General features: G+C 42.3%; 23 protein-coding genes, 1 other RNA gene and 1 pseudogene. 17 read left to right on the top strand and 8 right to left on the bottom strand.

From position 1 onward, the window contains the following. Positions 1-10: 10 nt before the first annotated feature. On the top strand, positions 11-1,225 hold the full coding sequence (locus tag L3V23_RS10220) for an aromatic amino acid transporter (protein WP_042489058.1): 1,215 nt from the start codon (positions 11-13) through the stop codon (positions 1,223-1,225). Between the two features lie 47 nt (positions 1,226-1,272). Then, complete coding sequence (locus L3V23_RS10215; RefSeq protein WP_237292302.1) at positions 1,273-1,656, top strand: Rid family detoxifying hydrolase; 384 nt, start codon at positions 1,273-1,275, stop codon at positions 1,654-1,656. Positions 1,657-1,710: 54 nt separating this feature from the next. On the opposite strand, the gene L3V23_RS10210 is transcribed toward L3V23_RS10215, so the two are convergent. Next, on the bottom strand, positions 1,711-1,863 hold the full coding sequence (locus L3V23_RS10210; RefSeq protein ID WP_156102079.1) for a hypothetical protein: 153 nt from the start codon (positions 1,861-1,863) through the stop codon (positions 1,711-1,713). Between the two features lie 299 nt (positions 1,864-2,162). Here L3V23_RS10210 and recN point away from each other — a divergent pair, with 299 nt between their 5' ends. Both recN and bamE read left to right on the top strand, forming a co-directional pair. Next, positions 2,163-3,827, top strand: coding sequence for a DNA repair protein RecN (recN, locus tag L3V23_RS10205; RefSeq protein WP_102965369.1), 1,665 nt, complete (start codon positions 2,163-2,165; stop codon positions 3,825-3,827). 152 nt (positions 3,828-3,979) lie between these two features. After that, a complete protein-coding gene (gene bamE / locus L3V23_RS10200) occupies positions 3,980-4,339 on the top strand; it encodes an outer membrane protein assembly factor BamE (RefSeq protein ID WP_042489066.1) in 360 nt (119 codons plus the stop codon). Between the two features lie 93 nt (positions 4,340-4,432). On the opposite strand, the gene L3V23_RS10195 is transcribed toward bamE, so the two are convergent. Together L3V23_RS10195 and L3V23_RS10190 are read right to left on the bottom strand one after the other, a co-directional pair. Next, entirely contained in the window at positions 4,433-4,747 is a 315-nt protein-coding gene (locus tag L3V23_RS10195; protein WP_042489069.1) for an RnfH family protein, read from the bottom strand. Next, positions 4,747-5,178, bottom strand: a complete 432-nt coding sequence (locus tag L3V23_RS10190; RefSeq protein WP_102954685.1) for an SRPBCC family protein — start codon at positions 5,176-5,178, stop codon at positions 4,747-4,749. The genes L3V23_RS10195 and L3V23_RS10190 overlap by 1 nt, the downstream gene beginning before the upstream one ends. A 171-nt stretch (positions 5,179-5,349) precedes the next feature. On the opposite strand from L3V23_RS10190, the gene smpB reads away from it, so the two are divergent. The 3 genes from smpB to L3V23_RS10175 all read left to right on the top strand — a co-directional run bounded on the left by smpB (position 5,350) and on the right by L3V23_RS10175 (position 7,674). Beyond that, the gene (smpB, locus tag L3V23_RS10185; protein WP_042489074.1) at positions 5,350-5,835 is read left to right on the top strand and encodes an SsrA-binding protein SmpB; all 486 of its coding nucleotides are present in this window, start codon (positions 5,350-5,352) and stop codon (positions 5,833-5,835) included. 67 nt (positions 5,836-5,902) lie between these two features. Continuing rightward, positions 5,903-6,270, top strand: a transfer-messenger RNA (tmRNA) gene (gene ssrA / locus L3V23_RS10180). A 165-nt stretch (positions 6,271-6,435) separates the two neighbouring features. Beyond that, the gene (locus L3V23_RS10175; protein ID WP_148514214.1) at positions 6,436-7,674 is read left to right on the top strand and encodes an integrase domain-containing protein; all 1,239 of its coding nucleotides are present in this window, start codon (positions 6,436-6,438) and stop codon (positions 7,672-7,674) included. Between the two features lie 59 nt (positions 7,675-7,733). Here the strand turns inward: L3V23_RS10175 and L3V23_RS21420 are convergent, their stop codons facing one another. The 4 genes and pseudogenes from L3V23_RS21420 to L3V23_RS10155 form a co-directional block, all read right to left on the bottom strand. Further along, on the bottom strand, positions 7,734-10,208 hold the full coding sequence (locus L3V23_RS21420; RefSeq protein ID WP_346656170.1) for a hypothetical protein: 2,475 nt from the start codon (positions 10,206-10,208) through the stop codon (positions 7,734-7,736). A 143-nt stretch (positions 10,209-10,351) separates the two neighbouring features. Further along, a pseudogene (locus L3V23_RS10165) lies at positions 10,352-11,569 on the bottom strand (type I restriction endonuclease); the annotation flags it as partial. Between the two features lie 12 nt (positions 11,570-11,581). Continuing rightward, positions 11,582-12,880 (bottom strand): restriction endonuclease subunit S, encoded by a 1,299-nt coding sequence (locus L3V23_RS10160; RefSeq protein ID WP_148514216.1) that lies wholly within the window; start codon positions 12,878-12,880, stop codon positions 11,582-11,584. Position 12,881: 1 nt separating this feature from the next. Further along, complete coding sequence (locus tag L3V23_RS10155; RefSeq protein WP_148514217.1) at positions 12,882-15,491, bottom strand: type I restriction-modification system subunit M; 2,610 nt, start codon at positions 15,489-15,491, stop codon at positions 12,882-12,884. Positions 15,492-16,097: 606 nt separating this feature from the next. Between L3V23_RS10155 and L3V23_RS10150 the strand changes: the two genes are divergently transcribed. The 10 genes from L3V23_RS10150 to L3V23_RS10105 all read left to right on the top strand — a co-directional run bounded on the left by L3V23_RS10150 (position 16,098) and on the right by L3V23_RS10105 (position 23,991). Beyond that, positions 16,098-17,042: an LPD25 domain-containing protein gene (locus L3V23_RS10150; protein ID WP_237292301.1), complete on the top strand. Its 945-nt coding sequence runs from the start codon at positions 16,098-16,100 to the stop codon at positions 17,040-17,042. A 210-nt stretch (positions 17,043-17,252) separates the two neighbouring features. Further along, complete coding sequence (locus L3V23_RS10145; protein WP_237292300.1) at positions 17,253-18,272, top strand: DUF4238 domain-containing protein; 1,020 nt, start codon at positions 17,253-17,255, stop codon at positions 18,270-18,272. A gap of 205 nt (positions 18,273-18,477) precedes the next feature. After that, complete coding sequence (gene radC / locus L3V23_RS10140) at positions 18,478-18,951, top strand: DNA repair protein RadC (protein WP_237292299.1); 474 nt, start codon at positions 18,478-18,480, stop codon at positions 18,949-18,951. Continuing rightward, complete coding sequence (locus tag L3V23_RS10135) at positions 18,948-19,385, top strand: DUF2787 domain-containing protein (RefSeq protein WP_237292298.1); 438 nt, start codon at positions 18,948-18,950, stop codon at positions 19,383-19,385. Before radC ends, L3V23_RS10135 begins: the two co-directional genes overlap by 4 nt. Positions 19,386-19,436: 51 nt before the next feature. After that, entirely contained in the window at positions 19,437-19,880 is a 444-nt protein-coding gene (locus tag L3V23_RS10130; protein WP_237292297.1) for a DUF2787 domain-containing protein, read from the top strand. A 3-nt stretch (positions 19,881-19,883) separates the two neighbouring features. Then, positions 19,884-20,060, top strand: coding sequence for a hypothetical protein (locus L3V23_RS10125; RefSeq protein ID WP_001914530.1), 177 nt, complete (start codon positions 19,884-19,886; stop codon positions 20,058-20,060). Between the two features lie 138 nt (positions 20,061-20,198). Continuing rightward, positions 20,199-20,933, top strand: coding sequence for a WYL domain-containing protein (locus L3V23_RS10120; RefSeq protein WP_237292296.1), 735 nt, complete (start codon positions 20,199-20,201; stop codon positions 20,931-20,933). A 30-nt stretch (positions 20,934-20,963) separates the two neighbouring features. Continuing rightward, entirely contained in the window at positions 20,964-21,332 is a 369-nt protein-coding gene (locus L3V23_RS10115) for a hypothetical protein (RefSeq protein ID WP_237292295.1), read from the top strand. 47 nt (positions 21,333-21,379) lie between these two features. Continuing rightward, a complete protein-coding gene (locus L3V23_RS10110) occupies positions 21,380-21,607 on the top strand; it encodes a hypothetical protein (RefSeq protein ID WP_237292294.1) in 228 nt (75 codons plus the stop codon). Between the two features lie 722 nt (positions 21,608-22,329). Further along, entirely contained in the window at positions 22,330-23,991 is a 1,662-nt protein-coding gene (locus L3V23_RS10105) for a methyl-accepting chemotaxis protein (protein ID WP_237292293.1), read from the top strand. Positions 23,992-24,700: 709 nt separating this feature from the next. Here L3V23_RS10105 and L3V23_RS10100 read toward each other — a convergent pair. Next, on the bottom strand, positions 24,701-24,821 hold a 121-nt coding region (locus L3V23_RS10100; RefSeq protein WP_237292396.1), incomplete at its 5' end, for a diguanylate cyclase.

The following is a 24,821-nucleotide window of genomic DNA, read 5'->3' as shown; positions in this document are numbered from 1 at the left end:
AGTAACGATTATGAACAATAATCCATCTTTAGTAGGCGGAGCTTGTATCATAGCAAGCGTCTGTGTAGGGGCTGGAATGTTAGGTTTACCGAGCGCAGGAGCAGGCGCTTGGACTACTTGGTCTCTTATCGCAATTACCTTCACCATGATCATGATGACACTCTCAGGCTGGATGCTATTGGAAGCATTCAAACGCTATGATCTTAAAGTGTCTTTTAACACTGTAACCAAAGATATTCTCGGCGATAACGTCAACCGAATTAATAATTTAGCGGTGTATTTTGTTGGCGGTATCTTACTTTATGCGTACATCACTTCTTCAGGTTTAATTCTGGAAGGTGTTTTAGGCATTAATAATAAAATCGCGTCAGTCCTGTTTGTTGCTGTTTTCTCTCTTTTCGTTTGGCACTCTACTCGAGCAGTCGACAGGATCTCAATTGTTCTTATTGCCTTTATGGTACTGAGTTTTGTTTTTGGTGTTTCGGGTTTAGCCGTCAACATCGATGCGAGTGTACTGTTTGACCGCATCAGCGAAGAATCCAATTACGCTCCATACGCTATGGCTATGCTTCCTGTGGCGTTAACTTCGTTTGGCTATCATCACTCAGTAGCCAGTATGCGTTCTTACTACGGATGTGAGCATCGCGCAAAATACGCCATTCTCGGTGGTACTGTTATCGCGCTGTGTCTGTACTTCCTATGGATGGTCAGTATTTACGGTAACCTACCTCGCAGCAATTTCGGCCCAGTGATTGAGCAAGGCGGGAACGTTGAAGTTCTGCTAGCTGCATTAAGTTCTGTGATCGATTCAGACAAGGTATCGCACGCAATCAACACCTTCTCTATGGCAGCCATTCTTTCGTCGTTCATCGGTGTAGGCTTAGGTGTTTTTGATTTTCTGGCAGACCTGTTCAAATTTGAAGACAACAAACAAGGCCGCACTAAAACGTGGGTCGTAACATTTATTCCACCACTCGTCCTTTCTTTATTGTTCCCTTTCGGGTTTGTTCTGGCGATTGGCTATGCCGGTGCAGCAGCAACAATCTGGGCGTGTTTAATTCCAGCTTTATTGGCTCGTAAATCACGCACTTTAGAAGGTGGACAAGAAGGATTTATGGCACCGGGTGGCAACGCCATGATCGGCATGCTGATCTTATTTGGTATCGCAACCGCAGTGTTCCACTTTATGTCAATGATGAACCTGTTACCTACATTCAGCGGTTAAGTCAGTTTTGCTACACCAATGACAACCCACTAATTACGAGATTTACGATGGCAGAAATACTCAATACAACAAAAGCACCACTGGCAATTGGACCTTATGTACAAGGTGTCAATCTGGGTGGAATGGTCATTACCTCGGGGCAATTACCAATTGATCCAGAAACGAAACAGATGCCTGAAGATGTTGCAGATCAAACCTTGCAATCACTCAATAATGCTTTGGCTATCATTGAAGAAGCGGGGTTAAGTGCAAGCAACATTGTTAAGACTACGGTTTTCGTCAAAGATTTAAATGACTTTCCAGTCGTAAACAAAATCTATGGCGAGTTCTTTGAAAGCCACCAAGCCTCTTTTCCAGCACGATCATGCGTAGAAGTCGCTCGCCTGCCTATGGATGCGAAAGTGGAAATTGAAGTGATAGCGACAAAGTAAACGCTATTCGCTAGATAATAAAAAAGACGCTTGAAGCGTCTTTTTTATTTGAATTTATGCAATGTACGTTAGCCCTAATACACCAACTACAGCAAGTGTCGCGCCAAACATCATGACACTTGATAGTTTGTCAGCCAATGTCGATTGCGATTTACTTTTTTCCGAAGTGCTTTTCTTTTCTAAAAGCGAAAGAAGTGCTGAGTTCATGATTTTCTACACCTTGTTACATTGTATACAGGTTGCGTATTCTATCTTTTTTGTGAACCTCGTCAAACTATTTAATGCGCATTTAATAATCAATACAAAACCGATTCTCACATTGTTCAAAAGGCATATTGCTAGAAAGCCAGTGCTATCAAGCAACTCAACTTAAGCCTCATCAAATGGACTAAGCACTGTACCATTTCCAACGCTAAAAAATTTTCATACAGCTATCTTTACTGTATAAAGAAACAGTATATACTGTTCAAAAATACAGTATTGTTTAATTGTACAGGTGACGAAAAATGCTGGCTCATTTAAGCGTAAACAACTTTGCAATCGTGAAATCCTTGCAGCTTGAGCTTTCACAAGGAATGACGACCATTACTGGCGAAACAGGCGCTGGTAAATCTATTGCTATTGACGCCCTAAGCTTATGTCTTGGTGGGCGTTCAGAAGCGAGTATGGTTCGACAAGGTGAAGATAAAACCGAAGTCAGCGCTTCATTCATCCTAGACAACAATATTAACGCTACCCGTTGGCTGGAAGATAACGACTTGCTTGACGGAAAAGACTGCATACTGCGCAGAACCATTACTAAAGATGGTCGTTCACGCGCATTTATCAACGGCAGCCCTGTTCCGGGATCTCAACTAAAAGCGCTAGGTCAGTTACTGATAAATATCCATGGTCAACATGCGCATCAACAACTGATGAAACCAGAACAACAACTGGCGATGTTGGATCAATATGCTAACCATACAAGCCTGTTGGAAAGTACTCGTATCAGCTACCAAAATTGGCGACAGTCGAATAGCCAACTGAAACAGCTCAAAGAAAACCGCTTACAAAACCAAGCGCAGCTACAACTTTTGGAATACCAAATTAAAGAGCTGAATGAACTTTCTATTGGTGAAGAAGAATATAGCGAAATAGAACAAGAGCATAAGCGCTTATCTAACAGTGGCGATCTTGCTTTGAACTGCCAAAAAGCGATCACTTTGATTGATGAAGGTGAAGAAGTGAACGCATTGAGCTTATTACAGTCCACCAGCCACACTTTAATTGAACTGGCAGAAATGGACAGCTCGCTTTCGGCGCTACCAAACATGATTGCCGAAGCGATTATTCAGTTGGAAGAAGCAAACAACGAACTTCGCTCATACCTCGATCATATTGATGTAGACCCGGAGCGCATGGCTTATGTAGAAGAACGCTACTCGAAAATCATGTCTCTTTCCCGTAAGCATCACGTTCTCCCTGAAGAGTTGTATCAGCATCATCAAGATCTACTCAAACAAATTGAGCAACTTGATAGCTCTGATGAAAAGCTCGCTGAACTGGAAGCTGACGTAGCGAAACTGTATCAAGAGTTTCTTACTCAAGCTGAGAAGTTAAATAAATCTCGCATTCGCTACGCTAAAGAGCTGGATAAACTGATTAGTCAAAGCATGCATGAGTTGAGCATGGAGAAAGCCCAATTCAAAATTGATATTCATAGCCAAGTGGGTCACCCAACTCCATTAGGTATCGACTCAGTGACCTTCTTGGTGTCAACCAACGCAGGTCAACCGCTGCAACCTATTGCGAAAGTGGCATCAGGTGGTGAGCTATCACGTATATCACTCGCTATCCAAGTGATCACCGCACAGAAAGTCGATACACCTAGCTTGATCTTCGATGAAGTGGATGTGGGTATTTCAGGTCCAACGGCGGCTGTGGTTGGCAAAATGCTGAGAAAACTGGGCGAATCTACTCAGGTTCTTTGTGTCACTCACTTACCTCAAGTTGCGGGTTGCGGTCATAACCAAATGTTTGTTGCAAAACAAACCAAAGGCGGTAAAACCGAAACACAGATGGTGAAACTCAACAACGAGCAACGAGTCTCTGAATTAGCACGTCTGCTCGGTGGTAGTCAGATTACTGAATCGACACTAGCCAACGCAAAAGAGCTGCTAATTGCTGCATAGCACACAAAACTAGCGATTTTTTGTCTAAGCTTTGCAACCAAATTCAAAATTCGTAGTCTCAACTAGCTCATAGTGATTTGATGTTTTTACATTCGCTGTGAGCTTGTTTATTATCTTGCGAGTTTTATTTTACGGTTTATAGAAGTTTGAATATGCAGTTTACCAAATGGCTTATTGCCATTCCCCTAGCAGTGACTACCTTGTCTGGCTGCTCATTACTAGAAAAATTGGTTTATCGAATCGACATCAACCAAGGCAACTATGTTGAACAAGAATCCGTAAATAAATTGAAATTTGGTATGAGCAAAGAGCAGGTACGTTTCGTTCTTGGATCACCAATGCTGATAGAAAATGGTTACCCTGACACTTGGTACTACATCTATCACCATACTGAAGGGCACAAAGATTCCGAGCAAAAGAACCTTATCGTCAATTTCAACCCTGCGGGTACGTTGACCAACGTTTCGGGTGATTTTCCAGCGGGTGATTCGTTTTTCGAAGGCATCAACTAGAGTAATTACCATATAAGGTTTCTCTACAGAATTTCAGACCTTAAATGCAAAAAAAGAGCTTGTTTCATACAAGCTCTTTTTTATTCACATACATTATTTCGAACTGGCTGCTTGAGCTCTTTGCTGCTCTACTCGCTTACGGCGAATTTCTTTCGGGTCAGCCAACAACGGGCGGTAAATTTCTATTCTGTCTCTGTCACGCACTGTTGAGTCAAGCTTCACGTTGCGGCTAAACACACCCACTTTGTTTACTTTCAAGTCAATCTCTGGATACATGGACAAAATACCAGACGTCTGAATGATCTCTTCTACCGTCATGTCTTTGTTTACGACAAGATTCAGCACTCGTTGTTCATGTGGCAAAGCATAAACAACATCAACATGAATAATATCCGATTCAATACTCATTATGCGTACACCTGCTTTGCGCGTTTCGTGAAAGCATTAACCATGTTGCTGGTCAGCTCATTAAAAATTTTACCAAACGCCAATTCAATCATTTTGCTGGAAAACTCGAACTCCAACTTCAGTTCGACCTTACAAGCCTGATCGTCTAGTGGCGTAAAATGCCATCCACCACGTAAGGTTTTGAACGGGCCATCAACCAAATTCATCATGATCGACTCACCATGACGCAACTCGTTTGATGTAGTAAATGTTTTGCTTATACCGGCTTTAGACACATCAACAGATGCTATCATTGCCTCCGGCGATGATTCCAATACACGAGTACCTGAGCAACCCGGCAAGAATTCAGGGTAGCGAGCGACATCATTAACTAAATGAAACATCTGCTCTGCACTAAACGATACCAACGCAGAACGACTAATTTGTTTCATCTTTACTCCTCATCATTGCCCGGACATATCGGTTAGCGCTGATTGTACTGTCATACTTATGTCACCTCAAGTAAACGCACATTGCTACTTGTTAGGCAACGCAGTTAACCTTATGCTACGCAAAGAAAAGCATTTCCTATCTATTCACCAAATCCGTATAATGCGCCCACTATGGTAAAGAAAAATTCAAAGACAAAAGCGGGTAGCAACACTATCGCGCTTAACAAAAAAGCTCGCCATGAATACTTTATTGAAGATGAAGTAGAAGCAGGGCTTGAGCTACAAGGCTGGGAAGTTAAATCTCTTCGTCAAGGCAAAGCAAATATCGCTGAAAGCTACGTTTTCATGCGAGACGGAGAAGCTTTTGTTTCTGGTATGACTATTACTCCGCTACAACAAGCCTCAACGCATGTTGTTGCTAACCCTACTCGCGTTCGTAAACTGCTATTAAGTCGTCGTGAACTCGACAACCTATTCGGTCGAATCAACCGTGAAGGTATGACTTTAACAGCTCTGTCTCTTTACTGGTCTCGCTCTTGGGTAAAACTCAAAGTTGGCGTTTCGAAAGGTAAAAAGCTTCACGATAAACGCGATGATTTAAAAGAAAAAGATTGGGCGAGAGAGAAAGCACGCGTAATGAAGAGCTCATTGCGTTAATCTTGACCAAACAGACGCACAGCGCTAGACAGGCAATGCTTTTCTGGTACTATGCATCAACAACCTTGGGGCTGATTCTGGATTCGACGGGAATTTTGAAGTCTGAGGTGCATGCCGAGGTGCGGTAGGCCTCGTTAACAAACCGCAAAAAAATAGTCGCAAACGACGAAAACTACGCACTAGCAGCTTAATACCCTGCTAAGAGCCTCTTTGCCCTAGCTTCCGCTCGTAAGACGGGGAATAACAAAGAGTCAAACCCAAACAAGCTAGCTCGGATTTTCCCGCCTGAGAGATGAACAGCGAATTATAATTCAGGATAGTCATTCATTAGCGTGTCGGTTCGCAGGTGGGTGGCGAAATTAAAGATCGACTAAGCATGTAGTACCAATGGTGAATGATTTTCGGACGCGGGTTCAAATCCCGCCAGCTCCACCAATTCATAGTTTAAAGACGTCCTAGGGCGTCTTTTTTCTTGCCTACAACAACCAAAAATCAATAACTTAGCATCCATTAGCATCCAAGGACGTCTCACTACTTCTTTGATCTTTGGGTACACAACAGGGTACACTGGCTTTAATGAGTTAATCTGGTGTACCCAACATGGCAAAAATAACTACTCGACTAACAGACAAAGATATCAAATCAGCGAAGCCCAAGGATAAAGAATACAACTTGTTTGATGGTGATGGTCTTCGATTACGTATCAAGCCTAACGGTTCAAAACAGTGGATCTTTAACTACTACAAACCGATTACAGGAAAACGAGCAAACCTTAGCCTAGGTAAATACCCAGACTTATCTCTTGCCAATGCTCGTAAAAATGCAATGGCAGCCAGAGAGCTACTAGCTCAGGGGATTGATCCTCAAGAAGAACGAAAACGCCAAGAACTCGTTCACAAAGAAATCTACGAACATACCTTTGCTAAAGTCTCTGAAGATTGGTTCAACCTCAAAAAGCACGAAGTCACTCCAGACTATGCTGTCGATATCTGGCGCTCACTAGAACTTCATGTATTTCCGCAAATAGCGAATACGCCAGTAAAAGATATCGATGCCCCACTCGTTATTGATCTACTTAGACCTATCGAAGCAAAAGGCAGCCTAGAGACGGTTAAACGCTTATCTCAACGCTTAAACGAAATAATGAACTACGCAGCAAACTGTGGTCTTGTAAGAGCTAATCCATTAACAGGTATTCGAGCCGCTTTCAAAAAGCCCAAAAAAGAAAACATGGCTGCACTAGCACCAAATGAGTTACCAGAGCTCATGGGAGCTATCGCCAATGCCAGTATAAAGCGTACTACTCGTTGTTTAATCGAGTGGCAACTACACACTATGACTCGTCCTTCTGAAGCCGCAGGCGCTAGATGGGATGAGATTGAGTGGGAAGAAAAGATATGGACCATTCCAGCCGAAAGAATGAAAAAAAGAAGAGAGCACCGCATCCCGCTCACAGAGCAGATGCTGGCGCTATTAGAAGTAATTAAGCCGATAAGCGGCCACCGTGAATACATATTTCCTTCAGATCGCGATCCGAAGAAACCATGTAACAGCCAAACGGCAAATATGGCTCTAAAACGTATGGGTTTTGCGGGAAGATTGGTTAGCCACGGTCTGCGGTCTCTCGCAAGTACTACACTCAATGAACAAGGTTTTGACCGTGACTTGATCGAAGCGTCACTGGCACACGTTGATGATAACCAAGTGCGTAGCGCCTATAACCGGACAGACTACCTTGAACGCCGCCGCCCTATGATGAGCTGGTGGAGCGGGCATATAGAAGAGGCCGCCAAAGGCAGCCTTTCTGTTACTGGTACCAAACAACTGAAAGTCATTTAATTCAATCAATAAAACATCCTAGGTTTACGCATTCAGCACGTGCTCGATTATTTTCAATTCTAGTGCTGAGTGCCTTTCCATTTTTCAGCTAGTTTCTTATTCATTTTGAAATCAATTACGTTTGGCGAACTTTCAATTGCAGCCTTTTCAGCATTACGCTCTTTTTGTTGTTCATGCTTAGCTTTTAGTTTGCTGTATGCCATTTTGGGCAATACAACAAAGCTGGCAAACAGAGCACTTTTGGCACCATCGTAAATTATGTTATCAATAAATGGTTTATAACTTTCATCACCTGCATATTGAATAGCAACCGCAATGAATTCATCAACGACACTTCCTTCTCGCGCCTCTTTGAGAGCCCAAACAATGCCACTCCGACCTTCTTGATAAAGGGGAAGATCAAGATCTTTTGTCACCTGTTCGAGTTCGAGAAGTGCGGTAAGAGTCGTATCTAAAACAAGAGAAGACACCACCCCAAGTTGCTTTAGCTCACTGTAGCAGCCTGTGGATAATAACGAAGCGGGATTGTCTTCATACAAAGTATCTGTTTTAAAGGTAACTGAACCCAACTCAACAGCGTTTTCAAGCTCTAGAACTTGGTTTGCTTGATAGAGCTTAATATCACCAAAAACAAGCGGCTTAGGGAAAACATGTTGACTCTCTTCATGAGTGTCTATTCGACTATCTTCCAGAAAATCCTCCGCTTGCCCAAAGATAAACTCTTGAAGGTATTTATCAATGCGCATGTTCAGTTTGAACGGGGGGATCGTCGCGCCTTCAATGCGCTCAAAGTAGACTTTTGCCTTACTTCTATCGACCGTTGATTTCAGTGTATCAAAGCGACCAAAGCGGTTAATGTTCTGCTCATTCACATCACCAGTCATCAACTGAAGAAGTAAATCCTTATCTAAACCAAGAGCCTCAACAATAGCGGCTATTCGTAACTGTTCTTTCTGATTTTGATAGTCATTGATGTAGTCTCTAAAAGTATGTCCTTCAATTAACTTTGCATCTCCACGTTGTAAATCGTGTAAAAAGAGCTTGGCATACTTTTGTTCGCTTTGGCTCAATGACGCAAATGTCTTATGTAACTCATTGAGTGTGACTTCAACGCTAGTAGAGTCTTGGTGTTGATTAAGCTCTTTTAGATATTTATCAAAGCGGCTATTCATGTAATCGGCGTCGATTTTACCGGTGTCTATTTCAGTTAAATAACCACTGATATCAAAAGGAACATCACTACCTGAACCGTCACCATTGCCGTCCCTTTTACCAGCAAGCTCTTTATAACGTTGAACTAAGCTCATGTAAGTGAGTTCATCTATAGCCAGAGTGACCTCACGCTCAACACCGCTCTCGCCTTCTAATGAGTCAGTATAGGTAGACTGCTCCCAATTCAGACCTTGTACTTTGGCTGCTTCTAGGTGCTTGTTAAAGGTATTAAATAATTCGGTAAACTTAGCACAGAGTTCTACATCGTCTGGCAGTGTTTCAAAATTTTCAATACCCGCACTAGCAAACAGTTCAGAGATATCCGCTGACAACCGATTCATAAGTTCAATGTTACTTACCAGCCTATCAACAAACAGTCCAATAGGTTTATCGCCGGAGTAAAGTTTGACTGCATCGTTAATGTGCTGCTCCATGGTATGTGGATAGCGATAATAACGAATAATACCGTGGGGTTTATCGGGACCAAACAAACGATTGGTACGCGAGAAAGCCTGAATGATATTCTGGTACTTAATCACCTTATCTAAATACAAAGTATTCACCCACTTGGAATCAAATCCAGTCAGCATTTGATCGACCACGATCAGTAAGTCCAGCTGCTTTGAAGGTTCTTTGTGAATATTCTTATATTGTTCTTTATGAGCAAGCCGCGCGGCGATATCTTTTTTAAAGGCCGAATGACGGGCAAAATCAAACTCTAGGCCATAGCGGGCGTTATAATCGGCCATAATCTCTTCGAGACCATCACCTTTAAATGTTGGACCTCGTTCGCCACTACCATCGTTATCAATGTTAGGGTCAAATAGGGCTGATATTTTTAGTTCAGGTTTTTCTGCTTTTAAACGGTGATAATAATCAATCGCCTCAGCGATACTATTCGTGGCAAAAATGGCGTGAAATTTACTGCCTTGGCTCAGCACATCCCATTTATCCAAGATGTCAGCGACGACTTTTTCTTGGTGGGCATCCGTCAAATACTGGCTTTTAGGGACATAGTCTTCAATGCCTTTATGATATTTGCCAGTGGCATCTTTATAACCCGCCATCGGCACATCATTCATAAAGTGATTAAACTTTTTCTTTTTGGCAGGATCTGCCATCGCATCAGTAACCGAGTTGGCCTTAGCTTGCTGTAAGGCGATTTCTTTTCTTAGTTCGCCGTCCTTGAAAGTAGACACTTTGTAAGGGTCAAAACCCAACACGTTTCCATCACGGATACCATCAGCAATACTGTAGCGATGCAACTCGTTACCAAACACATCAGTGGTCGTATTACTGTTGACTTGGTTTTCTTCATGAATGGGCGTACCAGTAAAACCAAAGAAAAGTGCTTTAGGGAAGGTTTTTTTACCCTTACCAGCATGCCTTCTTTATCTTCTTTGCCTCCACTCATCGTTGAGCGGTGCGCCTCATCAATAATAAACACCAAGCGCTTAGCGCGAATCTTTTCAATATCAGCCGAATTTGTTGCAACTCCCTCATTATCCGTTTCTTCAAAAATATTGCTCATTTTTTGAATAGAACTAACAATTAAGGTATCAGCTGGCGCAGTGCTCTTTAGCTTGGTCACAAGTACATGTGTATTTTCGGTGGCTTGTATCTCTTCTCCATCACTGGCAAACCCTTGATATTCAATTAGAGACTGAGTACCAAGCTCTATGCGATCCATTAAGAAAATCACTTTATCGGCGTCTTTTGATTGAGCAATCAACTGCGCTGACTTAAAGCTGGTCATAGTTTTACCAGATCCAGTGGTATGCCACACATAACCACCAAGCCTGTCTTTATTGTTTACGCCACCTAACTGCTTCCAGCTAGTTTTTGCCACTCGGTCCGATATTGCATTCGCAGCGTAGTACTGATAACTGCGCATCACCTTCAGCACGCCATCGGTATCATCGGCAACGGTGTAAAAACCAATCAACTGGTGCGCCATTGGGATGGATAACAACGTCGAGGCAATATCTTTCCAATGGTTCACTGGCTCATTATTAAAATCGGCCCAATGAAATTGGTAATCAGGGTTAAACTTGCCATCTAGTCCGGGGTTAGCAAAGTATTTAGCCTCATTTGGTTCCATAGCAACAAAGACTTGGATGAGCGAAAACAGACCGTTAAAAATGCCTTCTTTCGAGTACTTTTCAATTTGGTTGACTGCTTGACTTACCGGAACACCACTGCGTTTTAGCTCAATATGAATAACGGGCATCCCATTAATCAGTAACAACACATCACCACGCCGATCGTTACGTAACGGACTTCCCCGTTCAAACTTTGGTTGCTGCGCAATTTGGTAACGGCTTTGACCCGCTGCAATTTCTTGGCGGTCATAAATTTTTAAGCTGACTTCTTTGCCATAGTGCAGCAAGTCATCAGGGTTATCACGCTTAATGGCTACAGTTTTGCCATTTATTAGCCCATTGAGCTTGAGTGGTGTTTTCAGCTCTTTGATTTGCTCAATAATCTGCTGCATTTCCGTTGCAGTCAGTGGCACATCGTTTAAGCGATCTTGTTGGCGATTGTTTTCAAACAAAATGTTTGCCCAGTTTTGCAGCAACTCCGCTTCTGTTTTGTTTTTGAGCACTTCTGGTTCCCACCCTTTTTGGGTGAGAACTTCAATAAAAGCCTGCTCAAATTGTGCTTCGGTTTTAAAGGTAGTCATACACGCTCCCTGCTAGACAAACATTTTGCTCAAGCAGGCCTGCTTGATGTTATTGAGTTTAGTGATCTGTTGTTGGTGTTGATTGATCAGTGCATCGAGTTTTTGGAAATAATTACCTATAGCAGCTTGCTCTTCAACGTTATTTGGAAATACGACAAGAGTGTTCTGTATTGCGGTCTTTGATATTGATAGTACTTTTGTTCCTTGCATCAATGATGAAAGCTGGTCATGGTATGAAGCTGAGTTTAAGTAGTAACCAAGATACTTAGAACCAAAAGGCAGGGTTGGCCTAACAGCAATAGTGTGCAATCCAGAAAAAACCAACAGATCACCTACATTGATTAATTCTACACACTTACCAACAGTATTATCTTCGGCAGCATCAGCAATCACTATGTCACCACTCTGCAAAGCGGTATGTTTCAGCTTATTAGCAACATCATTATTTGTAATAAACGGTATCAGTTCACTATCTGCATCTAAAGTTTCACCAAATTTAATTAATACGTCTCCATAGTGAATGTTTTTTGCCAATCCAGTTCGGTAGTTTAGCTCAGCTCGAGAAAGGGTATTGTTTGGTACGTTAGCAAAGCATGTTCCAAAGGGCTTCTCTTCCCACTCCCCACTAAATCCTTTAAAGCGGATTTCTGGAACGGTTTCACCTTGTTTGGGGAACATCCTTTCCAGCATGGCTGTTTTGATGTTACTGAGCTTGTCATGCTTTTGTTGGTGCTGATTGATTAGGCTATCGAGCTTTTGGAAGTAATTGCCGATGGCCGTTTGCTCATCCAAATCACTTGGTATAAGAACATTTAAATTGGCTAAAGCCTTTTGACTTACCCCTTTTGCTGTCCCACCACTTGATAATGCTGAAAGCTCTCGAAATACTTTGGAACTTCTTAACAAAACTGCGAGAAAGTCATCTGTAATAACTTTTGGTTTAACTACAAAAGCAATTGTTCTCTGACTTAAAATGTATTTATCCGCATTAGGCACTTGCGCAACATTTCCCATTGGAGCTTCAGTCGTGAAAAGAACTTGCCCCTGATGGAGTTCAGAACCACTCATCCATTTATCATACAGCTCCTGATCACCGAAATGAGGATCAATTGAAAAATCAATATAGCCTTGCTTAACATTTAAAGCCGATAATGCTCGATATCCTGAAGGACTCCAATCTAAGCCTAGTTTTTTAGGTGTACGGCCTCGAAAGTCTATAACCCTTTCAATACTTTCCAATAAGCTAATATCCTCCCACTCCCCACTAAATCTCTTAAAGCGAATCTCAGGCTCTTTTTCTTCAACACTCATCTTATGCGCCCTTCAATAAGTTGGTGAGCTCATTCAAGCCCTGCATATCAAACTCATTGCCAGTCAATTCGCCCATCATATCTGCCAACTTTTGTTCAGTGGTTTTGATTTCATTGGCCACTTGCGAGTAGGTCACAGCATATTTGTCGGTAAGGGCTTGCACCTTGCTAGTGAGCTCGGTAATCACACTATTTGGCATAGCAGCAAGCTCGCTGCTTAATGGTGCAATCCATTTCAGGTGCAGCAAGTTATTCACTTGCTCTTCGCTCAAGTCCTCGATGGTTGATTTCGTTTTTAGGTGTAGTTGAGTAGCTGCTTCTTTAACTGCTTTTTTCAAGGTTTTTTCTTCATCAATCAGTTTGTTCGCACGAATAATTTTGGCCTTATAACTAACGTCTGGCTCCAAGCTGTCTTCGGCAAATTTGACCTTGCTGTCTTTTTGTTCTTTTAAGAATACCTTAGCTGCTTTTGCCACTTCCGCATTGGCAAAGGCATCTTTACTTTCTTTGACCGTATCTTGTTCTTTGTCTTCTTCGCTTAAAGACTCTAAAATTTCTTCCAGCGTGCTAGCAATTTCAGCCAAGCGGTTTTCTTGTTGTGCTAATGCAGCCAAGTCATCGCTCAAGTAGGTTTGTTGCACTAAATCAAATGGCATGATGTGGCCTTTGTAGCCATTTTGTACTTCAGTATCTTTACCGTCTTTTTTCTTGATAACGATATTTGGGTCAACTTGCTTCGTTGCATCAAAACCTTCCGTTTGCATCATTTCTAAATCGGCGCTAATGATTTGCCATTGGTTGTTTAGAAGCTGATAGGCTTGGTATTTGTCGATTAAAGTAATGGGACTTAATCGGTTAAAGAGATCAGCACTTAATGAAGCCTCTTGTTGATTGCGGTTAACCCCTTGCCAACCTTTGATTAGTTTGGTTTTTAAGTCGTCATCAAACCCAACAAAAGCCTGTTTGTAAGCCGCGATAAACTCAACTACTTGTGGATGACTGCTAATGCTCGTATTGACAGCGTCTTTAGCAATAGCTAGCTCACTGTACGCAGAAGATTTAGCCGCAAACAAAGCGCTGCGTAGCTGTGGGAAAGCAAGCCAGTATGCATTGAGTTCATCAATTTCACGGTTAGGAATACCGCCTAACATGGTAGCATGTAAGTCCCAACTTTCAGCCGCTGATGAAGAATCTACATAGCGTGGTATGTTTAAGTTGTAGCCATTGCTGCGCAGGGTTTCTTTACTCACGACTTGTGAGAATTTATCGATACTTTCACGATTGATAACAACATCAACGATACGCTTAATATCACTCGCTTGTAGCTTGTTGTTTTTACCTTCTTTAATAAAGTGCTTAGACGCATCAACAACCAATACATCGGTATTCTGACGCTTTTGCTTAAGTACTAAAATCACAGTTGGAATACCCGTACCAAAAAAGATATTACTCGGCAAACCAATAATGGCATCAATGTGGTTCTGCTCAATAAGCTGCTTGCGGATCTCCCCCTCTTCACCACCACGGAACAACACACCATGAGGTAAAACAATGGTCATAATGCCATCAGGTTTTAGGTGATAGAGATCGTGTAATAAAAAGGCAAAATCAGCTTTGGTTTTTGGGGCGAGACCAAAACGCGAATAACGAGGATCGCTATCTTTATAGCTAGGGTCCCATTGTTGTGAATAAGGTGGGTTAGAAACAACGGCGTCCACGTATAGAGCATCGTAAGTGCCTTGTGGATCGTTCTCATCGAAGTACGGCCAATCGTCTTCTAAAGTATCGCCATTACGAGTTTTAATGTTGCTGGCTTTAATACCACGCATGATCAAATTCATACGGGTTAGGTTATAGGTGTTCGCTTTTAACTCTTGGGCATAATAGGTAATGCTGTCTTTGTTTTTAGCGTACTTTTCAACAGCCTCACCGATATTAATAAGGAGTGAGCCAGAGCCAGAAGTTGGATCGTAAATCTCAATGGTGTCTTTATTTTTGAGTTCATGAGCAACGATGTACGACATGAGAACCGAGACCTCATGAGGTGTGTAAAACTCCCCAGCTTTTTTACCCGCATTAGCCGCAAACTTTTCAATCAGGTACTCGTAAATATAACCCAGAACATCATAGCCTTGCTTAGAGTTCATTGGGATACTTTTGATTAAGTGCAGCAAGTCGCTAATAGCTTTAGTTCGCTTACCCGCACTTTCTCCAAGTTTGCTTAACCCTGTTTCGAGAGTAGTAAAGATGCCTTCAAACAACTTTTTGTAAGTAGGAGAAATTAAACGGCTAAAAGCAGAAAGCGCATCACGTACGTTAGATTCGTCAAAGTCAGACTTTGGATCAACCCATGTTGAAAACAAATTATCGTAAGCGATGAAATAGCCTAGATTGTCTTGAATGTATTTAACTGTTTCAGCATCTTCTTCTGTTAGCGCTCTGATTTCATCGGGCGTCATCCCTTCTTTGGTGACGAACTCCACCTGTTGATCGCTGAGATACTTATAAAATATGAAACCTAAGATGTAGTCTTTGTATTCGTTTGCTTCGATCTTTGAACGCATCTGGTTTGCTGATTCCCAGATTTTTGCCGCTAATTGTTGCTTATTCATATTCTACTCAATTCATTTCAACTATTGACCGACATCGTGAAAACAGTCGGCACATGTTCGTAATATTGTGTTCAGGGACTCAGTTCAGCTGAGTTTCTTGCTCTTGTACCCACTCATGGAGAACGTCACTCTTAAACGCCCAAACCACCGACGTAAAAGCCGATGGGAACCTATTTTCAAAGGCAAACCCCTAAGTGTTTTTCTAAGCTGGCTTTAACCATATCGCTGCTTTTTTAACCACAACTATTTGAGCAACCACCGAATTGTGCGCTCGCGAACTCTTTATCCATTCTGAAACACGGAGAATACGGGAGAATTGAAGAATCAACAATGCGCAGAACCAAACTTCCGCGCTCCGGTTTCATATGTAATTTTTTTGTTTTAGCCAAAATGCTCCACCATTCAGCATCTCCCTTCTGCCCCTACCATCAATTCGAATCCAAATTTTTTCAAATATATTTCATCACTATGCATTACCCCCATTAATCGAAAAAGGAACGACTATTCCACCAGCTTAACGACCAAGAAGCACGTTCACCCACCACTCTAGAGGCCACCTTGATAACAAGGTGGTCTTTTTATTTCATTCGTAAAAAGGAACAACCTATGCAAACAACACATCAAGATAACCCAAACAGCTCATCTATAGACCAGTCAGATTCATTACTTACGCTAGAGACAAAAAAAATCAAACCACTCACGGTTCTTGTCCACTGGTCTGAATCCCGCGAGTTCACAGAAGAAACACTTTATGATTTTAGTGAATTTGAAAAGAAAGCGCTGGCAGTTGCCAAACGCAACCCATTAGGCGGATACGATAAAACAAAAGTAACCGTGACCTTTGATAATGAGCATCAGCATGAATGCCGCCTAGATTTAGGATGTAGTGGTAATGACCACAGCTTTGCTGAGCACTGCTTAAGTATGGTTCGTTATTACCTCCAACATAGAGGGGATGTCGATAAACCTTGGCTTTACGATAAGCACCACCAGCAGTTAATCGAACTCATCCACACTTATGAATTAGATCTCTCATTTGTCGACCTAGGACGTTTACAGGTAAAACAAGTCGAGGAGCAAGCTAAAGCCGAAGAAGCCGCGAAAGAAAAGGCAAAAGAACAAGCTTTAGAACAAGCATGGCGTGAACATCAACAAGCGGAGGAGGCGTTTCAAGAGACCTTAGTAGTACCACAATGGGCAAAGGGTGTGATTGTTGCAACACTGACTGACTATGACGCTGAAAGCAGTGAGTCGTATGCAGGGGAGTTTCACACCAAAACGTTAAAGACCATCATTCTTGCTTGGTCGAAACACTCTCGAAACCTATTCCCAGAACTGCGCAAAGCATGTCTTAATCACCCAGAAACGGCTTTTCTTAACGATCCAGAAAAAAGCGTGGAACACCGTGAGCGCTTTGCCATGGGAGAAGGTTATTACCTTACTGATACCAAGTACATTCGTTACGGATGGCAAGTCAAAAAGAAAAATTTTTACAGAGAGGATAATAAAGCACGTTACGTACCCTTAGGTGAGATCGCGATACGCGAGTGAAAGAGAGAGGCGAATTGATCGCCTCTCAATCTAGATGGTATTTTTTTAACGTAATCAGCCACGTAGTTAATAAATGTCGTCAAAAACAAGTGCTGTAACAAGCCTTTGTACGGTACGTAGTATGAGTTCATACATTAAAAGTTAAAATGAAGTAAAATACACCATGCATCTAAACCACAAGATGGAAACTGATAAATAAGGTAGAGAAAGTTGCAAGTAAGTTTACCTAAGCACCTACAAATCAAGAAAGAACATCACTATGTTTGGGCTCATTACCTTAGGAACTGGTCAAACTCCAAAAAAGTATGGTTTGTTACTGCAAAAGGCAAAGTTATACATGAAAGCACCAAATTGGTCGCAAAAGAGAAATTCTTTTACAAAGTCCAGCATTTGACCAACGACCATATAGCTTGTCTTAAAGCTCTAGCGGCTCTTAGCTCACCAGAAACAGAACAAGAACACCTGCGATTGCTGCAGGAGTTCCTAGCTCTTCAGCGACTTGAACAATTTGTCGAAGAGTACGAAACTTCAATTGAAGTTCAACAGGAGATAAAGGCTGCCAAAGAAAATTGGCTAGAGAATAAGTATACCGCACTCGAGGAACGAGCTAAGCCTGTAATATCAAAACTAGCTAAAGGTCGATTATCAGTATTAGACAATGAAAATCACTTTATCCATTTTTGTCATTTTCTTGGACATCAATTCGCTAGAACCAAATCATTCAGATCCACCGCTAATGTAATAACTAACCGCCTCCCAAAGAAGCACGACAACCAACAATATTTAGCAAAAATCTCAACGGAATGTAGATGGTTCAGTAACTACATAATTGGTGAGAATTTTGGTGCATCCCTTTACCAAAGCAATCATTTTGACAACTACTGCATGTTAACTAACCATACTGAAGAACCATTTATCACCAGTGACCAACCAGTTATAAACGTGCATGAATCACTTACTGATGAAATAAAACAAGTTTCAATTAATGAGTGTGACCTTTATTACCCATTATCACCTAAATATGCATTGATAATCAGCAGCTCGAACAAATATCCAAATGGAACACTTAAAGTGAACTTAACAATGGTACAAAAACTAAATACTAAGTTGGCTAAGAAGGCACATATCCATATTTTCAGTTCTCAAGAGTCTGTTGTTAAGAGATACGCTAAGTTTGTTGGGGAAAGAGACCAACAGTCACAAAATCAAGAACTTCCTGACTTTGGCTAATAATAAAAACTAACAAACATTCAGATTGTAGTTATGTCAGCAATAGCTGCTCCAGAATTGCAACAAATGTGTACATTTAATCACCAAACGACTCTATCATACTGCCTTACCCCTTACGTCACCTGCTTTCCTCATTAAATCCAAAAATATTCAGGCATATGTCATCAATGTGAACCCCCATCATTGATTCCGACAGGAGCCTGAAATGAATCCCAAAACTTCCGATTACCAAAAGCAGCAACGCTATCAGGAAAATGAAATCCTAGAGCATGCCGCTGAGATACTGGCTACGCGCTACGTGCGTGGAGATGCCCTAATCAACCCTGATGCCACTAAAGAGTATGTGCGCTGTAAGCTAGGCAGCTATGAACGTGAAGTGTTTGCCTTATTGCTACTGGATAACCAAAACCGACTGATTGAGTTTAAAGAACTGTTTCAAGGAACGGTGGACGCGGCCAGCGTCTACCCAAGAGAAGTAGTGAAAGTAGTGTTGGAAGTCAATGCCGCAGCGGTGATATTTGCCCATAACCATCCATCCGGTGACTCAACGCCGTCTCAAGCCGATAGACGCATAACCGACAGACTTAAAGATGCGCTTGCGCTGGTGGATGTTCGCGTACTTGACCATATCGTGACAGGTGATACCTGCACCTCGTTTGCCGAAAGGGGGTGGTTATGATTGAACAACATTATGGTGAGCTTTCTATTGATGACGCTTTACATGCGTCACTGGAAGCACTTCTTAATAGATACAACATCTTGGACAATGCGGAACGACTCGTATTGAACTGCCGCCAAATGAGTTACTACCGACATCGACAAGGTTTGCATCCGATAGAGGTGCAACTAAAGCGAAAGTCTGTATCAAGCCCGTGGCTGGTGGTGTTCTTTGCCAGCTTCTCTTATCCCGATGACAACAGCACAACCGTTGAGCCTGAGTTGTACTTTCATCTGGCTAATCGCTGGTGCTATCAACCCGATGTGGGGAGCACTGATTTATCCCACCCAGAGGTACAAGAGCTACTCTCGGTATGGATGAAAGCCTTTGCTCGTCACCTTTCCAGAAACGTCTTTGATGACGTGCAACTGACGATGGTCGGTACGTTCCACTAAATTCTCACTCTCTCATTTCTTATTTGAATCCTGAAACAAGGAGGACTCACTATGTCCAAATTAACCTTCACAGCATCATTACTACCTGTGTCAAAGAAACTGCATAAGCTGTTAAGTGAACAGCTCACCGCTCATTTGCTGAGCAATGAAGCACTGACCACCAGCCGTTATCTGGTGTTTAACTTTCGCGATAAAACATACAGCGCGGAAGAAGGCGGCTTCCATCCGGTTGAGATGGCGATATGCCAAACCTCAACAGGGGAATGGAGCATTGAGTACATCACCGACTTTGCTTATATGGGCAACTACTATCCAGAGCTAGAGCGCAACTTGGATTTTGATTTTCGGGTTGGGCAGTTCTTTGTGGCCTATCGTGGCTGGCTACCAATACAAGGTAGCCGTGATGCCAAAGAGCTGTATCGCCTATGGGAGAATAACTTTCTGGCCTATGTCGATACGGACGCTTACAACGAGATAGCCGTCACCCCGCAATAGCTCATGACTTCCCTTCTTCTACAAATCATCAAACTTGTCACTGCCCTCATTACGTTGTTCTCCCTTTCCCCATTCTTCGGCGCTATTGGAGCCCTATCCACTTTAGGGTTTCTAGTGGTGCTGTTAATTGGGTTATTGGTAGCGATTGCCGAGCTCAGTGATAAGCATAAGCCTCGTTAATGTTAATCGGCTCACGCTTTAGTGAAGCCGATTGATGCTGTTTTCACCGTTGGACATTATGTGTCTGACCCACCTCTATTCTCCCGACATTAAATGTCCGACTCCGGTGTGGAGCTTTGATGTATTGAGAGCGTAGTCATGAGCAATAAAACCAGCATTGAAGGGTTATCCGCTTTGCTGCACACGCTGATGCTTATTCCTCAACATCGATGGATCACCGTTAGGGAGTTGCAGCAGCAGTTAGCCCTACTCGATATCCACCGCACCACGCGCAGCATTAAACGCTACCTCGATGACATCATTGTGGAGGTGTTTAATGTGGAGTGTGATTCGATGAGCATGCCCCATGTTTATCGGAAAACCTCAGAGCAATTACTGAAGCTCAACAAGCAGGAAATGCTCTATTGGCAACTGACCAACAAGTACTTACTACCGCTAGTTCCTGATGCACTGAATTATGGGCAAGGGTCCTCCTCGGAGAGAGACAAACCCTTACCACACAAGGGTTCAGCACATTCAAAAGAGCAAGCATGGTTAGCAAAAGTACATGTGGCTTTGCCCACTATTCGCGAGTGGAATGACGAGCAACGGCAAGTGTTGAATGCGGTACATACGGCATTACTGCACAACCGTATGCTCAAGATATCGAGCCAAGTATTGCAGCAAGAGAAGGCGCTCATTGAGCCTCTGGGACTCTCGGTTCAGTGTGACGCGCTCTTGCTGCTCTTTCGATTATCCGGTCAACACACGATACGCACCCTCGCCTTGCCTTTGATTGATGAGGCCAGTGTATCGACGTTTTCTTTTACCTATCCGACTGATTTCAACCTTGAACGGTTCATGCGTGAACACGATGGAGTCAGTGCATCCTGAATTTCACTCACCGATAAGGAGAGCACCGTTATGACATTAATCAACACACTACTCCGATACGCCGCTATGAGCATCCTGTTTATCGGGCTCACCGCTTGTGGCGACCAAGAAGAGACTCAAGCAGCAACGGCTGATATTGAAGTGTCGATATCAACTAACCCTCACTGGGGAACATTGGTCTTTGACCTGCAAGCCATCACCGACAACACCGTAATAAGCGATGTGGTGATTAACCGAGGCAACTGCCGATTACCCGCAGGCACAACCTCAGAGCTATCAAGAAACGTTTCATTGCAGTTCGGCCAAACCTACACCGGATACAGCAACAACTGCACCGTAGACAACGTGAAAGAAATCGAAGTCACCTCCAGCGCTGGCACCTTTGTCTACACCTTCTAACTCCTAATTCCTCAATAACACACTCAACCAACTCGTAAGGATCAACTATGAACAAGTCATCTCTACTTATTACCACAGCGTTAGTTTTCTCAACCTCTTCAGCGTTCGCTGGTGGAACACTGGGCGGCAACCCATCCGCAGATTCGGGAGCCGTCAACGTCAGTGTGGGCAAATGTACTCAATACAAAATGGATGTGAAAGCGGCGCAACAGGAAGGTAAGGACGTAGCGAGCATCACCGTTCCTGAAGGCTGTGAAGCCATCACAGAAAAGTAATACCACCAGCAACGATAAAAATCGACAATGGGGAGCAATTACGCTCCCCATTTTTTTGCTTCTGTCGGTCCATCAACGAGTTATCTGGACAAGGGTTGATAATTCAGATGCTGGATAATCAAATATAGTGAAGTAGGTTATTTATACAAATTGAGTTATGCTAAATACCGTGAGGGAGGTGACGTGACTAGTGCTCACCACTCACTTTTGCGTCACTGACCTCACGTGCTCAATTTTTTACAATACCTTAGAAAGCTGAATCTTAGGCAATAACCTTCTGTTTAGCGTCTATCTGAGTTAAACGACTACAATCGCAACAAACGTACCTCATGATAAGCAAAGTAAGTCGAGCTATCTATTATTCTAGGTTTAAAACGGCCCACCACACATCACCACAAGATAACCAGCCTTAACAAGTTCTTCCTAATAATGCGATATATGAAGTCAACCGTTAGAGCAACTCAATTTCAGGCATAGGTCTCTCTTACCAACAATTAACCTTTACTTATTTATAGTTCATGTTTGAGAAGATATAGCAAAAATGAGTTGATCTTTGCGCGACAGATTGTCAGTAGTTTAAATTGCACGGAATATTTCATGTATTGTAAGCTTCCAATCATGTAACCACATTGTTTTATACTGCGGCCATTACAAGTAGTGCTTTAATGTCCGTTAGCTTTTCATCTAGTATGCACGAATACAAATAATGAAAGGAATACGTCATGAATTTGACCATTAGACATCGACTTTATGTTTTGTCTTTCTTACCAGTGATCATTGTATCTATCGCAATGATGTTAGAGGCCTCAATTGAAGCCAGACGTTTAAGCTCAGATCAAATTGCTAGCGCCCACGAAACGATGATAGAAATGAAGAAGGCTGAACTACGAACCTACCTAGAAATCGCAGATAGTGCCTTAGCTCCACTAAAACAAACAAAAGCGTCTCGTGAAGATGCCATTTCTCTTTTGAGAAATGTTAAGTTCGGTGATTCAGGGTATCTATTTGGGTATGACTCAAAAGGCATAAGACTACTTCTAGGAAAAAGTAACGTAGGTATTGGTCAAAGCTTTTATAATCTCAAGGACTCGAATGGCAGCTATTTTGTTCAAGAATTAATTAAGAATGCAAAGGCTGAAAAATTCACAACGTATTACTTCCCTAAACCTGGCAGTTCATCACCACTGCCCAAGCTTAGTTACTCTATTTATATTCCACAATGGGATCTGACTTTAGGTGCCGGTATCTACACCGACGATGTAGAACAAGAACTGATGCATATGGAAAAAAGTGCTTTAGATAGATTAGATCAAAGTCTTTGGACACTGATTCTAATTAGCGTCGTCGTTATGCTGAGCGTTGCTTTCATGGCATATCTAGTGAATAGAAGCGTTATGAGACCACTTGAACTCTTTAGTAACTCTATCCGTTCTTTCGCTAGTGGTGATGCTGATTTGACAGCTCGCATGGAAAGCTTTAAAGCAAGGGAATTTAATGCTCTTAGTGAAGATTTCAATACATTTGTAGCGAGTCTTCAAGAGATTATCAACCAAGTTAGAAATGTAAGTCAGCAAGTTGTTCAAGAGAGCAAAGCGATGAATCAGAGAGCTTCGGATTCAGCTCAACTTTCTGCTGGTCAGCAAAAAGAGACAGAACAAGTAGCGACAGCGATGACAGAAATGACAGCGACAGCGGCAGAGATATCGAATAATGCTGGTCAAGCTGCGGATTCTGCACGGGAAGCAGAAGATAATGTTAGTGTTGCGCATCAAGTCGTTGTGGCTACAGCAAGTTCTGTATCAGCTTTATCAGAAGAGGTAGCTCAAGCAAGTATTGTGATATCCAAGCTTGAGGGCGATGTAAAGAACATTTCATCATCACTTGATATTATTCAGGAGATCGCTGAGCAAACTAACTTGTTAGCACTGAATGCAGCCATCGAAGCTGCGCGAGCTGGAGATCAAGGTCGTGGCTTTGCTGTAGTGGCAGATGAAGTCCGTAAACTAGCAAGTCGTACGCAGGACAGTACTGGAGACATTCACGATATCATACAGCGGCTGAAAGCTGCTTCAGATGATGCTGTTACCGTAATGGACAAGAGTCATAAACGCAGTATCGATACTGTCTCTCAAGCTAACTCAGCGACTTCCGCTCTTCGTAAAATCCAAGAATCTGTGCAAGACATTTTAGACATGAACGCTCTAATTGCCACTGCGACCAGCCAACAAAGTGTAGTTGGACAAGAAATATCTCAGAGAGTCGTGGTTATATCAGAACAAAGCGATGATGCTTCCAAGCTCGCTCAGGACAATAAGCGTGGTAGCGAAGACTTAAATATCAAGGTTAAAGAGTTATCCTCTTTGGTTGAACGTTTCAAAGTATAGCTCCGACTCTAAATGGGAGTACGACGGCTCCCTCGTGCTAAATAGGGTATGCAAAGTCAGCAATCCAAATTGCTGACTTTTTGTGTCTTTGATTATGATGCACTTACACAGAAACTCAGCGCTCACTTATTGCCATACATTACTTAACTTAACAACTCTATTTAACACCTTAAGGGAAGTTGGATGAACTTTGTCCAAATATGACATCAATTCTTTTTAGTAGCGTCTTTGAACAGTCAAATGACTAGGGGTTAATGGCTATTAACTTTCGCCGACTGTATGTATTTTGCGCGAATGTGTAGCCACCTGAGAATGTTGTGAGGGGGTGCATTACTTTTCAGAAATAACCAGAGAGTTTCAAAAGTCAAAACTGTTACATATAGTGCAGTCTGTTCATCTCCGAGCTGTTCTGTTAACTCAGATAGTAGAACACCTGAGTACTTATCTACTAAATCATCATATTCTTTAATATTTGTATTAACCACTCTCACGAACCCTATGTCACCTATAGTTCACTTACCTAGTATATAGCTAAATAGCCTTGAAAGTAGCGATGCTCGATACAACAAAGTAGCTAAACTAGGCGTAATCGAAACTTTAATCATTTGAGCTATTAGAAATCTTACAGAGCCAGTCTACCAGACAGAACTTACCTCCCCCAGAGTTTATAGTCTGACAAGAGAGGCTAACCATGACCTAAGAGCTTCTATTACAGTTCAGTGCGATTTCGCCCATTACGCTTAGCTTTATACAGCGCATTATCTGCATTTTTGATTGCCTCATGTATAGAGTCCTCTTGTCCTTTCCAGTGCGATACACCAATTGAAATT

This window comes from Vibrio sp. A1-b2 (genome assembly GCF_021726015.1).
GTDB classification, from domain to species: domain Bacteria; phylum Pseudomonadota; class Gammaproteobacteria; order Enterobacterales; family Vibrionaceae; genus Vibrio; species Vibrio diazotrophicus.
Note: the sequence above shows the minus strand (reverse complement) of the source record. Positions and strands in the feature narration are given on the sequence as shown.

What these genes read in the sequence shown, in the direction of transcription:
- L3V23_RS10220 (WP_042489058.1), top strand. Translation starts at nt 11, where the DNA reads ATGAACAATAATCCATCTTTAGTAGGCGGAGCTTGTATCATAGCAAGC.
- L3V23_RS10215 (WP_237292302.1), top strand. Translation starts at nt 1,273, where the DNA reads ATGGCAGAAATACTCAATACAACAAAAGCACCACTGGCAATTGGACCT.
- L3V23_RS10210 (WP_156102079.1), bottom strand. Translation starts at nt 1,863, where the DNA reads ATGAACTCAGCACTTCTTTCGCTTTTAGAAAAGAAAAGCACTTCGGAA.
- recN (WP_102965369.1), top strand. Translation starts at nt 2,163, where the DNA reads ATGCTGGCTCATTTAAGCGTAAACAACTTTGCAATCGTGAAATCCTTG.
- bamE (WP_042489066.1), top strand. Translation starts at nt 3,980, where the DNA reads ATGCAGTTTACCAAATGGCTTATTGCCATTCCCCTAGCAGTGACTACC.
- L3V23_RS10195 (WP_042489069.1), bottom strand. Translation starts at nt 4,747, where the DNA reads ATGAGTATTGAATCGGATATTATTCATGTTGATGTTGTTTATGCTTTG.
- L3V23_RS10190 (WP_102954685.1), bottom strand. Translation starts at nt 5,178, where the DNA reads ATGAAACAAATTAGTCGTTCTGCGTTGGTATCGTTTAGTGCAGAGCAG.
- smpB (WP_042489074.1), top strand. Translation starts at nt 5,350, where the DNA reads ATGGTAAAGAAAAATTCAAAGACAAAAGCGGGTAGCAACACTATCGCG.
- L3V23_RS10175 (WP_148514214.1), top strand. Translation starts at nt 6,436, where the DNA reads ATGGCAAAAATAACTACTCGACTAACAGACAAAGATATCAAATCAGCG.
- L3V23_RS10160 (WP_148514216.1), bottom strand. Translation starts at nt 12,880, where the DNA reads ATGAGTGTTGAAGAAAAAGAGCCTGAGATTCGCTTTAAGAGATTTAGT.
- L3V23_RS10155 (WP_148514217.1), bottom strand. Translation starts at nt 15,491, where the DNA reads ATGAATAAGCAACAATTAGCGGCAAAAATCTGGGAATCAGCAAACCAG.
- L3V23_RS10150 (WP_237292301.1), top strand. Translation starts at nt 16,098, where the DNA reads ATGCAAACAACACATCAAGATAACCCAAACAGCTCATCTATAGACCAG.
- radC (WP_237292299.1), top strand. Translation starts at nt 18,478, where the DNA reads ATGAATCCCAAAACTTCCGATTACCAAAAGCAGCAACGCTATCAGGAA.
- L3V23_RS10135 (WP_237292298.1), top strand. Translation starts at nt 18,948, where the DNA reads ATGATTGAACAACATTATGGTGAGCTTTCTATTGATGACGCTTTACAT.
- L3V23_RS10130 (WP_237292297.1), top strand. Translation starts at nt 19,437, where the DNA reads ATGTCCAAATTAACCTTCACAGCATCATTACTACCTGTGTCAAAGAAA.
- L3V23_RS10125 (WP_001914530.1), top strand. Translation starts at nt 19,884, where the DNA reads ATGACTTCCCTTCTTCTACAAATCATCAAACTTGTCACTGCCCTCATT.
- L3V23_RS10120 (WP_237292296.1), top strand. Translation starts at nt 20,199, where the DNA reads ATGAGCAATAAAACCAGCATTGAAGGGTTATCCGCTTTGCTGCACACG.
- L3V23_RS10115 (WP_237292295.1), top strand. Translation starts at nt 20,964, where the DNA reads ATGACATTAATCAACACACTACTCCGATACGCCGCTATGAGCATCCTG.
- L3V23_RS10110 (WP_237292294.1), top strand. Translation starts at nt 21,380, where the DNA reads ATGAACAAGTCATCTCTACTTATTACCACAGCGTTAGTTTTCTCAACC.
- L3V23_RS10105 (WP_237292293.1), top strand. Translation starts at nt 22,330, where the DNA reads ATGAATTTGACCATTAGACATCGACTTTATGTTTTGTCTTTCTTACCA.